This is a genomic window from Chryseolinea soli (genome assembly GCF_003589925.1).
In the GTDB taxonomy this organism is placed as follows: domain Bacteria; phylum Bacteroidota; class Bacteroidia; order Cytophagales; family Cyclobacteriaceae; genus Chryseolinea; species Chryseolinea soli.
In genome coordinates, this window is sequence record NZ_CP032382.1 from 2,675,546 (window position 1) to 2,688,430 (window position 12,885).

Genomic DNA, 12,885 nt, shown 5'->3' on the forward strand with positions numbered 1-12,885 from the left:
GCTTAATCGAACTTTCGTTTAATGAACCACTGGTCGTTGAAGGTGATGCCGAAATATATTTTGAAATAGGTTTCTTCTAAAATGTTATCGGCCTTGTTGCCGCGTTGCCCGATTTTTCCACCGAAGTCAAGGCTGGATCTTCCTGCCGGTAGCGAAAACCCAAAATTGATGCCAATATCCTTCACGTCTTTGTTGTTGGCCATGTAGGGATAGTGTTCATAACTCACCCCCAAACGGTAGGTGATGCGTTTCAGATAGCTTTCGAGCGCCGACGGATCGGGGGTGATCTCTCCCCCTAAAGCTGCGCGCCAGGCTTGCGATAATCCTGCGCCATTGTCAATGAGACTCGAGTAGTTCGACCAGTTTTGATAACTGAATTCCGTGCCCACATACCAATGCAGGTCACGACCGTATGAAAAACCTATCGTCGACGTGGCAGGCAAGTGAACGTGACCCGATTTATTGTCGACGTCCATGCGTAAGATGGTGTCGTTCGCGAGTGTGGTCAGGTAAGCCAGTTGTCTATTCTTCGCCCTCAGGTTGGCGGCAAAAGTATAGACCGCCCCCGCACTGAAGCGATGATCATGCTTCCGGCCCAACGAATCCTTGCTGAAGGAATAGCCCAATCCAAAACTGAAGCCATTCACATTCATCTTGTCCTCCACATTGCCAATGTAGGGAACCCCGGACTGGATGCTGGACTGTACATTCGATACGGGGCCGAACAAATAGGAAGCTTTTAAGCCCACGGACATTTCTTTTGTGAGCCGCACACCATTGGACCAGTACACTTGCGTGAGCCCACCGCTTCCGGTTTCAATCACCGTGGAGGTGTCTACCGGTGCGCCGGTTTGATCGGGTATGGCTTTGGAATATTGGAGACCGTAGTTCACGTTGGTATAGGGCATGAGACCGGCAGATGTGGTCCACTTGTTGATCTTCACGGGGAAGGCCATCACCAGGTAGTTCAGGTTTCCGCCGGTGCTTTTTTCATTGGTGGTGTCGCCTTTGATGGTGCGGCGCTCGCCGAGGATGCCCACCTGGAAGACGGTCAGCGTATTATAGACCAACAGTGCCGGGTTTTGGTTGTTGAGGTACCACACCTGCGGCTGGCTCACGCCGATGCCGCCGACACCCTGATTTTGGATGAGCGCATTGCCATAGGGCTCTCCGATACCAAACCCTGTGAACGGCGAACGGGCGGCCTGTCCCCACACGTTTGCCGCGGAAATGACCACAACAAACACCAAAAAACACTTTTTAACGACTGACATTATAAATCAAAATGCTGTTTAATCCGCTGAGTACCAGTTCAGGGACCGCAAATATGGACCCTTTCAACTGGTTTTCAAAAAATAGGGCATCACCGCCGCACAAAATCACCTTCAAACCCTCAAATTTCTCCCTGTACTGGGCAATTATGCCATTCAACTCGGCCACTACACCATTTTCGACCCCGCTTTGAATGCAGGTTTCGGTGCTGTTGCCGATCAGTGGCGGGTGATCTACGGGAGCTATCAACGGCAATTTTGCCGTGAACGTATGCACGGCCTGAAATCGCATCCGCAGTCCCGGGGAAATGCCGCCCCCATAATACACGCCATCCTTATCCAGGAAATCGTAGGTGATGCAGGTGCCGGCGTCGATCACCAGGCACGGAGCGCCCGGATGCAAACGCAGGGCGCCACATACGCCGGCGATGCGGTCCACACCCAACGTGGCCGGCGTGGCATACCGGTTTTGGATGGGCAATGGGAGCGAAGGGCTCAGAATAAATTTTTGTTTTGCGTTCTGGGCCCAATCCGCCACGATCGCCGCGTCCCGGTTCACCGAACTGATGATGAAGCCCGATGCCGAAAAGTTTTGAAGAAAGGTTTTCAATTCTTCGGCCTCCGCAAACACATGGCGCGCCATCAGCGTGTCACCGTTAAAAATTCCTACCTTGGCAGCAGAGTTACCGTAATCTACCACCACATTGCGCGGCTCAGTGTTCATTCTATTTTTTTACAAGCGATAGTGCTCATCGATCAAAAATATGGATTCACCGCAGAACTTTAAAGTTATTGGCCTCATGTCGGGCACTTCCCTCGACGGCCTCGACATGGCGTATTGTCATTTTAAGAAAAATGAGAAAGGTTGGTCGTACGCCATCAAAAAAGCGACCACGGTAAAGTATCCCGCGACCTGGATCCAGCATTTATCGACCGCCCAGAACCTGCCGGGGGAGGCGCTCATTGCCCTGGATGCGGCCTACGGCCAATGGTTGGGCAAGACCTGCGCTGCCTTCATGCAGCAACACAAAGTGCGCCCCGACTTTATTGCCTCTCACGGCCACACCATCTTTCATCAGCCACGCAAGGGGTTCACCTATCAGTTGGGCAACGGCAATGCCTTGCACGCCGCGTGTGGCGTACCCGTGGTATGCGACTTCCGGAGTTTGGATGTGACGCTTGGGGGCGAAGGAGCTCCCTTGGTGCCGGCCGGCGACAAGTTTTTGTTTCAGGAATATGACGTATGCCTCAATCTGGGTGGCATTGCCAACCTCTCGGTGGATGTGGACAACGTGCGCAGGGCCTACGATGTTTGCTTCAACAACATGGGCTTGAACTATCTCGCCCTCAAGACCGGCAAAACATTCGACAAAGACGGCGCCATGGCTTCCGACGGCAAGATCAATGCCCCCATGCTCAAAGCTTTGAACACGGTGAATAATGCCTTGAAAAAGAAACGTCCATCCCTGGGCCGCGAGATCTTCGAACAACGCATCCAACCCATCCTCGACATGCCGGGCATCCCCACAAAGGATAAGCTCCACACGTTCGCCTTCTCCAGCGCCCAGGAAATCGCCGAAGCCATCCGCACCTCCACCCGAAACGCCCGGGTACTCTGCACGGGAGGAGGCGCCTTCAATGCCTTCTTCATCTCCCAACTCCTCGACGCCTGCGCCGACGACGCCCAACTCGTCATCCCCGAAGACGACATCATCAAATTCAAAGAAGCCCTCGTCTTCGCTTTCCTCGGCGTACTGCGCACCCTCAACGAAGTGAACTGCCTCCAAAGCGTTACCGGCGCCAAACGCGATTCATCTGCCGGAATAAAAATCGGATTTTGACTCTTGGGGCATAAATCATATCCCGCCACATTCAAGCATACCCATCACGGTTGTTGGTGTCCCACCAACAACGTCATTCGATGTGCCCCTCCCAAAAAAGAACCACAAATAAAAAAGAAAAGCTCCTTTCCAGGAGCCCCTCTTCGTAAACTATTATCGTTATCGACCGGCAACCCGGTCACATGACTACTATTTCAACCCAAACAACTTCTCATTGAGATCGTTGAGAGCCTTCTCTTTGTATTGCTTATCCACCAACACCGACACATTGTTGGTGCTGCCCCCACAAGAAACCATACGCACCGGCACTTCCGAAAGCGCATCAAAGATTTTTTTCAACACACCTTTCTGCTCCGTGATCTTCTGACCAACGATACAGATGATGGTCTGATCTTTGTCCACTTCGATGTTGCCAAATTTTCTCAATTCGGTCTCGATGGAAGGAAGTTGCGTATTGCTATCGATCGTCAACGACACGGCGACTTCGGAGGTCGTGATCATGTCGATGGACGTCTTATGATTTTCAAACACTTCGAAAACGCGGCGTAGGAATCCATACGCCATGAGCATGCGCGACGAGCGGATGTTGATGGCGGTGATGCCGTCTTTGGCGGCGATGGCCTTGAACGAGCCTTCGGTGCCTTTGCTGGTGATGATGGTGCCGGGTGCTTTTTCGTCCATCGTGTTCTTCAAGCGCACGGGTACGTTGTATTTCTGTGCGGGCACGATCGTGGAGGGGTGCAGGATCTTGGCGCCAAAGTAAGCGAGCTCTGAGGCTTCATCGAAGGTGAGCTCCGAGATGGGCACGGTTTTTTTCACGATGCGCGGATCGTTGTTGTGCATGCCGTCGATGTCGGTCCAGATCTGGATCTCTTCGGCGCGGATGGCAGCACCCACCAATGATGCGGTATAGTCGCTTCCGCCGCGTTTGAGGTTGTCGATCTCGTTACGGTTGTTGCGGCAGATATAGCCTTGCGTGATGATGATGTCGATGTTGTTGAGCGAGTTGACCAGCGGCTTGAGGCGTTCGGAAATTTTTTCCAGTTCCGGCTCGTCGTTCTCGTCGATGGACATGAAATACAGTGCGGGCAAAAGCCGCGCGCTGATCTTACGCTCCTGCAGGTGCTGATAAAATAATTCGGTGGAGATCAGCTCGCCCTGGGCCAGCAATTCGCGATAGCTCTTGTTGTCGAACTGGCCGGCCGCCAGCAGGCGGATGAAAATAAAGAAACGGCTCACCAGCTCCTGGCCGATGGCCTGGAAGGAGTCGCTGCTATAGAGTTCTTTGATGAAAGCCTGGTAGTGTTTTTCAAGGGCAGCGATTTCTTCTTCTGCCTTTGCCTTCTGTCCCAGCAGGAGATGATCTCCAATGGCCACCAACGTGTTGGTGGTGCCCGACAGCGCGGAGAGGACCACAATCTTCTTACCCGGAGTGCCTAACACAAGTTCGGCGATCTTCTTCATGCGTTCGGGTTTACCGACTGACGTTCCTCCAAATTTTAGTACGACCATAGCTTCTTATATTTTTTAAAACGGGCAAATATAAGTATCGTGAAAAATAAATTAATACTTCGCGCCCGCTTTTATCGAGGTTCTTTTACGCCCTTGCAGCAAACTAAAGTATGTTAGCAACTGTGAGGGCAATGGAGGTGGTCTCACCCTAGGCCAGACCGAATGGCTTCAATATTCGAACACCACCATCATCTTGGTCTCCACGTCCTGGCTGGGATACGATTTGTACGTGATGGTCTGCACGAGCGGCAGGCGGTCTTCGTTGTAGGTATACTCATAGGTTGTCGGCACCGAGGTGGGCATGTTGGTGTAGTAGGCGCTCTCGGTCTTTATCTTGTTGCTTTTCGACAAATTGGAGAACAGGATGTCGGTATAGCCCAACAAACTGTAGGGATTGATATGGCCGTCAAATTCGTTCGTCACGACGCTGGAGAGCGCATGCGAATCGTTGAGGGTCTTTTCATAGCGGATGTTGCCCTCGGGTGCGTGAAATACATACGTGAACGACCGGCCATTGGTGTGCTGATAGAAAGCCTGTATGGTGTCGCCGGGCAAATATTGGATGGTCACTTCCGTGGTGATGTCCTCGCCGTTGCGCACCATTTTTGTGAGCTTGTCGTCCGTGTAGGTGTAATGTGTGATGTGCCGCTGAACGCCACTGATGATCTCGTCCATGGTCTTCAGCTTGTTGGATTGGTAGGTGAAACGGGTGACGGTAATCAAATTGAATTTTTGGGAAACGATGTCGTAGGTGGAGTATTCCTTCAACGACAACCTGCCGTATTCGTCGTAGGTAAACACATTTTTGTCGCCCGGCCGGAAGCCGTTCTTTCCAAGGAAGTGCGTCGTCGCCGATCTCAGCTTAGGACCCAAAACCGGGACGGGTGTTTCCGGGACAACGTCATCATCGTTGTTGCAACCGATGAACACAACGGCCATGAACAACACAGGCAAGAGATAGATTTTCATAACAGAGGGGGTTTTTGAATGGGGTAAATTGTATTGCGAGGGAGAAGTCTTCGCACATTCATCCTGCAGCCAGCAAAAGACGAACGGTAAGGTTCGGTTCAATACAGACACTCAAATGCTCCTGCCCGTTGGAACGTCGACAGAAAAAAGTAATCAGCAGGCATCACGACAACGTAATGGTCAGCGTCAAGGTTGCCGTCCGGGCGGAAATGGACGATCCCCAAAAAAAGAAAGCCTTCCCGTTATTTCGGGAAGGCTTTCTGGAAATTAGCATCACACGATCTATTTCTCCGGGTAAAGCACTACCTGAACATAGTTGCTCATGTTGAGGTATTTGTTGGCGGCATCTTTCACATCCTTAGGTGTGATGGCCGCGATGCGTTTTTCATAGCTCAACACTTCGCCGCCGGTGCTGCCGAGTTCTGCGCTTTGCAGCAGTTGCCGCGCCCAGAAGGTGTTGTCTTTGATGTTCACTTCGTATTGCTGTTTCCAGGTTTCCTTCACCTTGTTCAGGTCGGTTTCGGAAGGGCCATTAGTTTTCATCTTCTCAATTTCGGCGAGCGTAGCCTTGATCAGCTTGTCGACATTCTCCGGGCCACAAGGAAGCGATACGCCTGCGGAATAATAGTTGTAGGGGTACTTGTTCAGATTGCCATACATGCCTCCGCCGTAAATGCCACTCAGGTCTTCGCGCAGTGTTTCGATAAGCTTGATGTTGAGCACTTCCGTCAGGGCCTCGAGCTTCAGGTGTTCTGCTTCCGAGTAGGACGCTTCGCCATTCCAGAACATGCGGATAAAACTCTTCGGCTCCGTGCCTTTCCGGATCTCCTTCTTCACGCTGCCCTTCACCGGGCGCAAGCCGACGTCTTTAAAAGTTGACTTTTGTTGTGTGGAGGGAAGGCTGGCGAGGTAGGTGGCCACCAAAGGCTTGATCGCGGCCAGGTCGAATTTGCCGACGAGTACAAACGTGAAGCCGTTGGCATTGCCAAAGCGTTCTTTGTAAATATCCAGCGCGCGTTGCTCGTCGATCTTTGAAAAGTTTTCGGGCTTCGGCAGCTTGGGTGCCCAGGGCTGATTTTTATACAAGATGGAGATCACCGAATCCTGGAAGGTGAACTGCGGATCCGACGCCATGTTTTGATACAAGGCTTGTTGCTTGGAGATAAACGACTTGAACAGGTCGTCGTCTTTGCGCGGTTGTGTGAAATACAGATACGTGAGCTGCAGCATGGCTTCTACATCCACGGCGCTGCATTGTCCGTTCAGGGTTTCCGAGATGGGACCGATGCGCGTCGATACGGTGGCGGTTTTTCCGGCGAGCACTTTGCGCAGGTCGAGGGGTGAAAATTGTCCAACACCCATTTGCCCTACTACAGTCGAGGCGAACTCGGCGTTGAAGCGGTCTTTGGTGGGATCGAACAAGTACTGGCCACCAAAACGCGATCCGTTCATGATCACCTGATCGTTTTTGAAGTCTGTTGATTTCAGGATCACTTTCACACCGTTGCTGAGCGTGAGTTCGGTCGTGCCGACGGCTTTGTTTTCTTTTTCGGAGGTGATGGTGCCAGGAGCGGGTGCTTTGTCGAGCAACGCGGCGGCTATCGCTTTTTCCTCATAGGCTCCAGGATCTTTCTTGGAAGCTTCGTCGGCCATGGCGAGCAATTCGGCGTTGGTGGGGATTTTGAAACCCACTTTCTCCGGGGTGCTCAACACCACCAGGCGATGGTCGGCCGGCGGCGGAATGGTTTTGGCTGCGAACGCGTTCACTTCATCTAGTGTGATGCCGTCGAGGTAGGCTTTGAAATATTTGTATTCGTTCTCGATGCCGGGGATCGGTTCTTTCTCTAAGAAGTTCCGCACGTATTCGGAAACGATGTTCGACGATTCGGTTTTGTCGCGCTCGTTGTAGCTGCGTTCAATGCCTTTCATCATCATTTTTTTCAAGCGATCCAGTTCGGTGGCCGTGAAGCCATAGCGACGGGCACGTTCGTTTTCCTGGATCAGTGCATTCATGGCTACGTCCACGCCACTCTTTCCGACATAGGCAAACAACTGATATCCTTCAAAACCGCGGGCAAAACCGCCGATGTTGCTGGCGCCAAAAATGAAGGGAGGCTCGGCCTTCTGTGTCAGCTCCTGCATGCGCGTACCCATCAGGGCCGTGAACAGCGAACGCACGAGATAGTCGCGGTAGTCGCCCACCGTAGTTTCGTCTTTGGTCTTTTTGCTGGAATAGAAGATCTCGATCACGGGGTTTGTAGCCTCGGGGTCGGTCACCACCAGGCCTTCGCTGGTCGTGCGTGCCGGAACGTCCGCATAAGTGCGGGCTTTGGATGACGCGGGCGCTTTTATTTTTTCAAAATGCTGTTTCACGAGGCGCTCGGCTTCTGCCGGGTCGATGTCGCCCACCACGATCACGGCCATCAGGTCGGGGCGGTACCAGTCTTTGTAGAAGCGCTTGATGGCATCGTACTTGAAATTTTTCAGGATGTCGTCTTTCCCGATGGGGAGGCGGGTGGCATATTTGGATCCTTCAAACAATTTGGGATAGACCACGCGGAACATCCGGTCTTCGGCGCCTTTGCCCAGCCGCGATTCTTCCAGGACCACACCGCGTTCTTTGTCGATTTCTCCGTTCTCGAAGGCTACGGTAGTTGCCCAATCTTCGAGGATCTGAAATCCTTTTTCAATGTTCTCCTTTTTTTCGGTGGGGATCGGCAGAATATAAACCGTTTCATCAAATCCGGTATAGGCATTCAGGTCGGCGCCAAACTCCACGCCGATCGATTGCAAAAACGAGACGAGATCGTTCTTCTTGAAATTTTTTGAGCCGTTGAAGGCCATGTGCTCCGTGAAGTGTGCCAATCCTTGCTGGTCGTCCTCCTCGAGGATCGAGCCGGCGTTAACCACCAGTCGAAGCTCTACTTTCTTTTCCGGTCTTGAGTTTTTCTGAATGTAATAGGTAAGGCCGTTGGCCAGTTTGCCCACTTTCAGCCGGGGGTCGACGGGAAGTTTATCGGTGAGCTGGTCTTGTGCGGCGCCGGTGAGCGCCAGCAACAGGAGCATAAAAAAAGCGCTAAGCCTTTTCCATGACGATATGATAGGGTTGATGGATGTCATCCTCATACAACGAAAGGTTAGTTGTTTTGTTTACAATGAAAGTAATGAAGCAGTGAAGGTAGATTGATTTTTTCAGAACGGAAAGCGTGCAACCAAGACCTTTTCTACAGGCAGGTGCGGCTTACCCCACGTGACGTTACATCCGGCAGTTCAATACCATTTGTTCTTGATGAGCTTCAGCATTTCGCCATGCATATTGCCGTTGGCGGCACACAGCTCGCCACCAAATACGAAATTGTTTCCACCTTTGAAGTCGGTCACTTTTCCACCGGCCTGCTGTACGATGAGGGTACCCGCCGCCACATCCCAGGGGTTGAGATTGTATTCAAAAAATCCCTCCAGGCGTCCGGCCGCTACATACGCCAGGTCAATGGCCGCACTGCCCAGCCGGCGAATGCCATGGGTGTGTTCCAGGAATTCTTTGATGATGTCCAGGTACACTTCGCCTTTGTCGAAATGATAGTAGGGAAAACCCGTGGCCAGCAAACTCTCGTTCAGGGTTGGGATGGTCGACACGCGGATGATCTGGTTGTTGCAATACGCGTCGTCGTTTTCGATAGCGTGAAAACATTCTTTGCGCACCACGTGAAAGATGGCACCCAACACCACTTTGTCGCCCCGCGACAACCCGATGCTGATGGCATAGATGGGCAGGCCGTGCAGGAAGTTCGTGGTCCCGTCCAAAGGATCAATGATCCAGTTGTATTCTTTGGTCTTCGATTGCTCTACCGTGCCCTCTTCGGTGATGAAGCCGGCCTGCGGCAGGATGGCGTGCAACACTTTGACAAGCCGCCGCTCCGCTTCTTTGTCCACATACGACACAAGGTTGTTAAATCCGGTCTTTTGTTCAATGCGTGAACGGTCGAAGTTGGCTCCTTCCGTGTAAATAAATTCTCCCACCTCTGCGCAAACTTCCCTTACGCTCTTTTGGATTTCCTTTAGATTCATGTCGCTCGTCCTTAATTTAATTTCTCAGAATAACGGGGGCTCATCGTTTTCCGGTATCCTTTCCAGCAGGTGAAGATAGCGAACCGGTCCGAAACACCGCATGACCATCTCATATTAATTCTTGTATCGACGCCCTGGAACAATTTATTTCTGTGATGCGACCGGGTGGACGATGAACGCGCTTCACACGGTCGTTTGCATCACCCCGATTTCACCGGTGTTCATTCCTCATAGCCGGCCACCACCATCACGATCTCTCCCTTCACTTCCTTGGATTGGAAATGAAGCGTGATCTCCTCCAGCGTGCCGTTCACCGTCTCCTCAAACATCTTTGAAAGCTCGCGCGAGACGGATGCCTTGCGTTGGCTTCCGAAATATTCTTTGAAGTGCTCCAATGTTTTCACCAGGCGATAGGGCGACTCATAAAAGATCATGGTGCGTTCTTCTTTGGCCAGCGCCGTGAGCAGGGTTTGTCTCCCTTTCTTCACCGGCAAAAAGCCTTCGAACACAAAGCGGTCGCAAGGCAAGCCCGACTTCACCAGCGCCGGCACAAACGCCGTGGGCCCCGGCAAGCATTCCACTTTCAAACCGGCTTGCAGACAGGCACGGATGATGAGAAAGCCCGGATCGGAGATGCCCGGCGTGCCCGCATCCGAAACCAGCGCCATCACCTCACCTTTTTCCATGCGCTGAATAAAGACATTCACCACTTTGTGTTCGTTGAAGTTGTGAAAGCTTTGCAGCGGTTTGCTGATGGCATAGTGTTTCAATAGAAAACCCGACGTGCGGGTGTCTTCTGCCAGGATCAGGTCTACCGACTTGAGAATATCGAGTGCGCGCAGCGTGATGTCGGCCAGGTTGCCGATGGGGGTGGGCACAATATAGAGTGATGTCTTTTGCTCCATGCCACGCGTTAGTTAAAGCGGGCGTTACGCCAGAGGTCGATCACGTCGTACCACGTCTCTTGAAATTTTTTGTCGCGGATCAGTACAAAATTATCGGGGTCAAAAAGTGTGCTCGATTTCACGAAGGTGAATTCTATCTTTTTGAACATCGCATCCTTGTAGTCCCACACTTCACGATCGTTGAAGCGGAAGATCTGGTTGGGCAACCCGAAAATAATGTAGATCATGCCGCGATCGGTTTTCCACCCTTCTTTATAGGAAGTGAAGTATTGATTGGCCAATTCCACGCGACGGAAGTAGGTGCGCATAAAATGTTTCGCACGCTCGGTGTCGCCGGTGATGCCCAGGATCACCCGGTCGAAAGCTTTCTTGTCGCCCTTGGCGGCTTTTACGCGATCAAATTCCTGACGCGTGCACACATAGATCAACGGATCGGCCAGGCTCTGAATTCTCGCCAGCCGCGGGTAATCGTCCTCGACGCGAAAGGCAACGCCCTCGGCACTCAGGGTATCTTTCTGCACGAGGTATAATCCCTTTCGGGGAAAAGATATTTCCTGTCCGTCGGTCATGGTCATCGTGGTGTCGACGTGCAGACCACGCGATACACGGGCCATCCCTTCGGAGAAGGCCGGCACAGCGGCGGGGAAATCGTCGCCGTAATAAGAAACGATGCGGGCCCCCTCGTCACCGCGGAGCGTTACGGGTGTGTTCACTTTCACATAAGGCGTGGTCACGGGCTTTGTGCCGGTGGTCAGGAATCCATTGGTGGGATAGTTGGGTTCCAGGATGCGCCAGAAAAGCCACGCGTGTTTCAGGTTGTTGTTGAGTACTTTGGTGGTTAGGATGAGGGGAGAGCTCGAGAGGGGCACCTTCAGTTCACCCTCCACCTTAAATTTGTCCAGCGTTTTAGCGACGCTTTCACTCGTGACGGGGGTACCCTCCTTGTCACCCAGCGAGCTGCGCGTGTCCCACTGCACGAGGAACTGGTCTGCGCGTTGGGTGGTGTCGCGTACGGTGAGGGAATAAAAGGCCGTCCAGCCGGTCGCGTTGCGGGTCACTTTCACATCGAATGTGAAGGGCTCTGCCGGATTGTAGAGGAAGGTATAATTAATGTCGCGGAGGGTCTGGGCTCCGGCGTTGAGGGTGAGCAATAAAAGGACGATGAATGGGTATCGCATAAGTCACTTGAAAATTAAGAAGCTTTTGTAAAAGTACGAGCGCGAAGGTGAATGAAGTACGGCTTTTTGAGGGTTAAACGATAAAATCTGTTGCATACGCGGGGTCATGCTTTAAAATTGTGCCAAACCGGCGATCCGGCAAGCTCAAATCCTTATTTTTGCCGCCAATATGGCCAAAGTATATACAACGGAAATCACCAGCGAAGAGATCGTCTCCGACAATCCCATCCATCAACGTCTTTTCAAGGCCTATGTTGTGGCGCAGGACTACGTTGAGGGCGATGTGCTGGAGGTAGGTTGCGGCGAAGGCCGTGGTGTAGGCACCTTGATCGAGAAGGCTAAGACCTTTACGGCCGTAGACAAGATCAAACCACTCATCGACCAACTGCAGCAGAAACATCCCTCCGGAAAATTCATCAGCATGAATATCCCGCCGCTGAACGGCTTGCTGGATAACGCATACGACCGCATCTTTAGTTTCCAGGTGATCGAGCATATTGAAGACGACTTTCTTTTCCTGAAAGAAATACACCGCGTGCTCAAACCCGGCGGCACGGCGCTGGTGACCACCCCAAACCGGAAGATGTCGCTGTCGCGGAATCCCTGGCACATCCGTGAGTATTTGCCGCAGGAGTTGAAAGCCTTGGCGGCAAAGATCTTTTCTTCGGTGGAGATGAAAGGCATCACGGGCAATGACAAGGTGATGACCTATTATGCCGAAAACAAAAAATCTGTGGAGCGCATCACCCGGTTCGATATTTTTAATTTGCAATACAAACTGCCGGCGTCGCTCTTGCGCATTCCTTATGAGATCCTCAACCGCTGGAACCGGAACAAGCTGCAGTCCACTGACAATACATTGGTGACAAACATTCATCATTCCGACTATGTTGTGGTGGATGATGCATCGGAGGCGTTGGATCTTCTGCTGATCGTTCGGAAATAGCTTAACCGCCCACACTTTCGCTAAAGCTCCCGCCTTCGCTAAAGCTACGACGGGCAAGCGAAGTTTTTCGGAGACGAAAACCGTCCATCCCAACCTTGCTTATTCCGTTCTATTTAATTTACTTTCACAAAATACCCTCTGAAGTACCATCAGTCCTGCGCGTCAACATATCGAGGAGTCAGAACTTGTCAGCCG

The 12,885-nt window shown here is 52.1% G+C and carries 10 protein-coding genes; 2 read left to right on the top strand and 8 right to left on the bottom strand.

The window, feature by feature from the left end; translation table 11 throughout:
* Positions 1-2: 2 nt before the first annotated feature.
* Together D4L85_RS11580 and D4L85_RS11585 are read right to left on the bottom strand one after the other, a co-directional pair.
* Entirely contained in the window at positions 3-1,274 is a 1,272-nt protein-coding gene (locus D4L85_RS11580) for a hypothetical protein (protein WP_119754460.1), read from the bottom strand.
* Positions 1,261-1,995 carry a type III pantothenate kinase gene (locus D4L85_RS11585; protein WP_119754461.1) on the bottom strand — a complete coding sequence of 245 codons (735 nt, stop codon included), beginning with the start codon at positions 1,993-1,995 and terminating at the stop codon, positions 1,261-1,263. The genes D4L85_RS11580 and D4L85_RS11585 overlap by 14 nt, the downstream gene beginning before the upstream one ends.
* Positions 1,996-2,035: 40 nt before the next feature.
* On the opposite strand from D4L85_RS11585, the gene D4L85_RS11590 reads away from it, so the two are divergent.
* Complete coding sequence (locus D4L85_RS11590; RefSeq protein ID WP_119754462.1) at positions 2,036-3,112, top strand: anhydro-N-acetylmuramic acid kinase; 1,077 nt, start codon at positions 2,036-2,038, stop codon at positions 3,110-3,112.
* Positions 3,113-3,301: 189 nt separating this feature from the next.
* On the opposite strand, the gene D4L85_RS11595 is transcribed toward D4L85_RS11590, so the two are convergent.
* The 6 genes from D4L85_RS11595 to D4L85_RS11620 form a co-directional block, all read right to left on the bottom strand.
* A complete protein-coding gene (locus D4L85_RS11595) occupies positions 3,302-4,624 on the bottom strand; it encodes an aspartate kinase (protein ID WP_119754463.1) in 1,323 nt (440 codons plus the stop codon).
* Between the two features lie 168 nt (positions 4,625-4,792).
* The gene (locus D4L85_RS11600) at positions 4,793-5,593 is read right to left on the bottom strand and encodes a hypothetical protein (protein ID WP_119754464.1); all 801 of its coding nucleotides are present in this window, start codon (positions 5,591-5,593) and stop codon (positions 4,793-4,795) included.
* A gap of 282 nt (positions 5,594-5,875) precedes the next feature.
* Positions 5,876-8,719 (bottom strand): M16 family metallopeptidase, encoded by a 2,844-nt coding sequence (locus D4L85_RS11605; RefSeq protein ID WP_228450862.1) that lies wholly within the window; start codon positions 8,717-8,719, stop codon positions 5,876-5,878.
* 144 nt (positions 8,720-8,863) lie between these two features.
* Positions 8,864-9,661 (bottom strand): inositol monophosphatase family protein, encoded by a 798-nt coding sequence (locus tag D4L85_RS11610; RefSeq protein WP_073133946.1) that lies wholly within the window; start codon positions 9,659-9,661, stop codon positions 8,864-8,866.
* A gap of 221 nt (positions 9,662-9,882) precedes the next feature.
* Complete coding sequence (gene rsmI / locus D4L85_RS11615; RefSeq protein ID WP_119754466.1) at positions 9,883-10,566, bottom strand: 16S rRNA (cytidine(1402)-2'-O)-methyltransferase; 684 nt, start codon at positions 10,564-10,566, stop codon at positions 9,883-9,885.
* An 8-nt stretch (positions 10,567-10,574) separates the two neighbouring features.
* Positions 10,575-11,744 (bottom strand): GWxTD domain-containing protein, encoded by a 1,170-nt coding sequence (locus D4L85_RS11620; RefSeq protein ID WP_119754467.1) that lies wholly within the window; start codon positions 11,742-11,744, stop codon positions 10,575-10,577.
* Between the two features lie 169 nt (positions 11,745-11,913).
* Here D4L85_RS11620 and D4L85_RS11625 point away from each other — a divergent pair, with 169 nt between their 5' ends.
* On the top strand, positions 11,914-12,690 hold the full coding sequence (locus tag D4L85_RS11625) for a class I SAM-dependent methyltransferase (protein ID WP_119754468.1): 777 nt from the start codon (positions 11,914-11,916) through the stop codon (positions 12,688-12,690).
* The last annotated feature ends 195 nt before the right edge of the window (positions 12,691-12,885 follow it).

Excerpts from the sequence above, each read along its gene's own strand:
- rsmI (WP_119754466.1), bottom strand. The coding sequence starts at position 10,566 with ATGGAGCAAAAGACATCACTCTATATTGTGCCCACCCCCATCGGCAAC.
- D4L85_RS11605 (WP_228450862.1), bottom strand. The coding sequence starts at position 8,719 with ATGAGGATGACATCCATCAACCCTATCATATCGTCATGGAAAAGGCTT.
- D4L85_RS11590 (WP_119754462.1), top strand. The coding sequence starts at position 2,036 with ATGGATTCACCGCAGAACTTTAAAGTTATTGGCCTCATGTCGGGCACT.
- D4L85_RS11585 (WP_119754461.1), bottom strand. The coding sequence starts at position 1,995 with ATGAACACTGAGCCGCGCAATGTGGTGGTAGATTACGGTAACTCTGCT.
- D4L85_RS11610 (WP_073133946.1), bottom strand. The coding sequence starts at position 9,661 with ATGAATCTAAAGGAAATCCAAAAGAGCGTAAGGGAAGTTTGCGCAGAG.
- D4L85_RS11625 (WP_119754468.1), top strand. The coding sequence starts at position 11,914 with ATGGCCAAAGTATATACAACGGAAATCACCAGCGAAGAGATCGTCTCC.
- D4L85_RS11580 (WP_119754460.1), bottom strand. The coding sequence starts at position 1,274 with ATGTCAGTCGTTAAAAAGTGTTTTTTGGTGTTTGTTGTGGTCATTTCC.
- D4L85_RS11620 (WP_119754467.1), bottom strand. The coding sequence starts at position 11,744 with ATGCGATACCCATTCATCGTCCTTTTATTGCTCACCCTCAACGCCGGA.
- D4L85_RS11600 (WP_119754464.1), bottom strand. The coding sequence starts at position 5,593 with ATGAAAATCTATCTCTTGCCTGTGTTGTTCATGGCCGTTGTGTTCATC.
- D4L85_RS11595 (WP_119754463.1), bottom strand. The coding sequence starts at position 4,624 with ATGGTCGTACTAAAATTTGGAGGAACGTCAGTCGGTAAACCCGAACGC.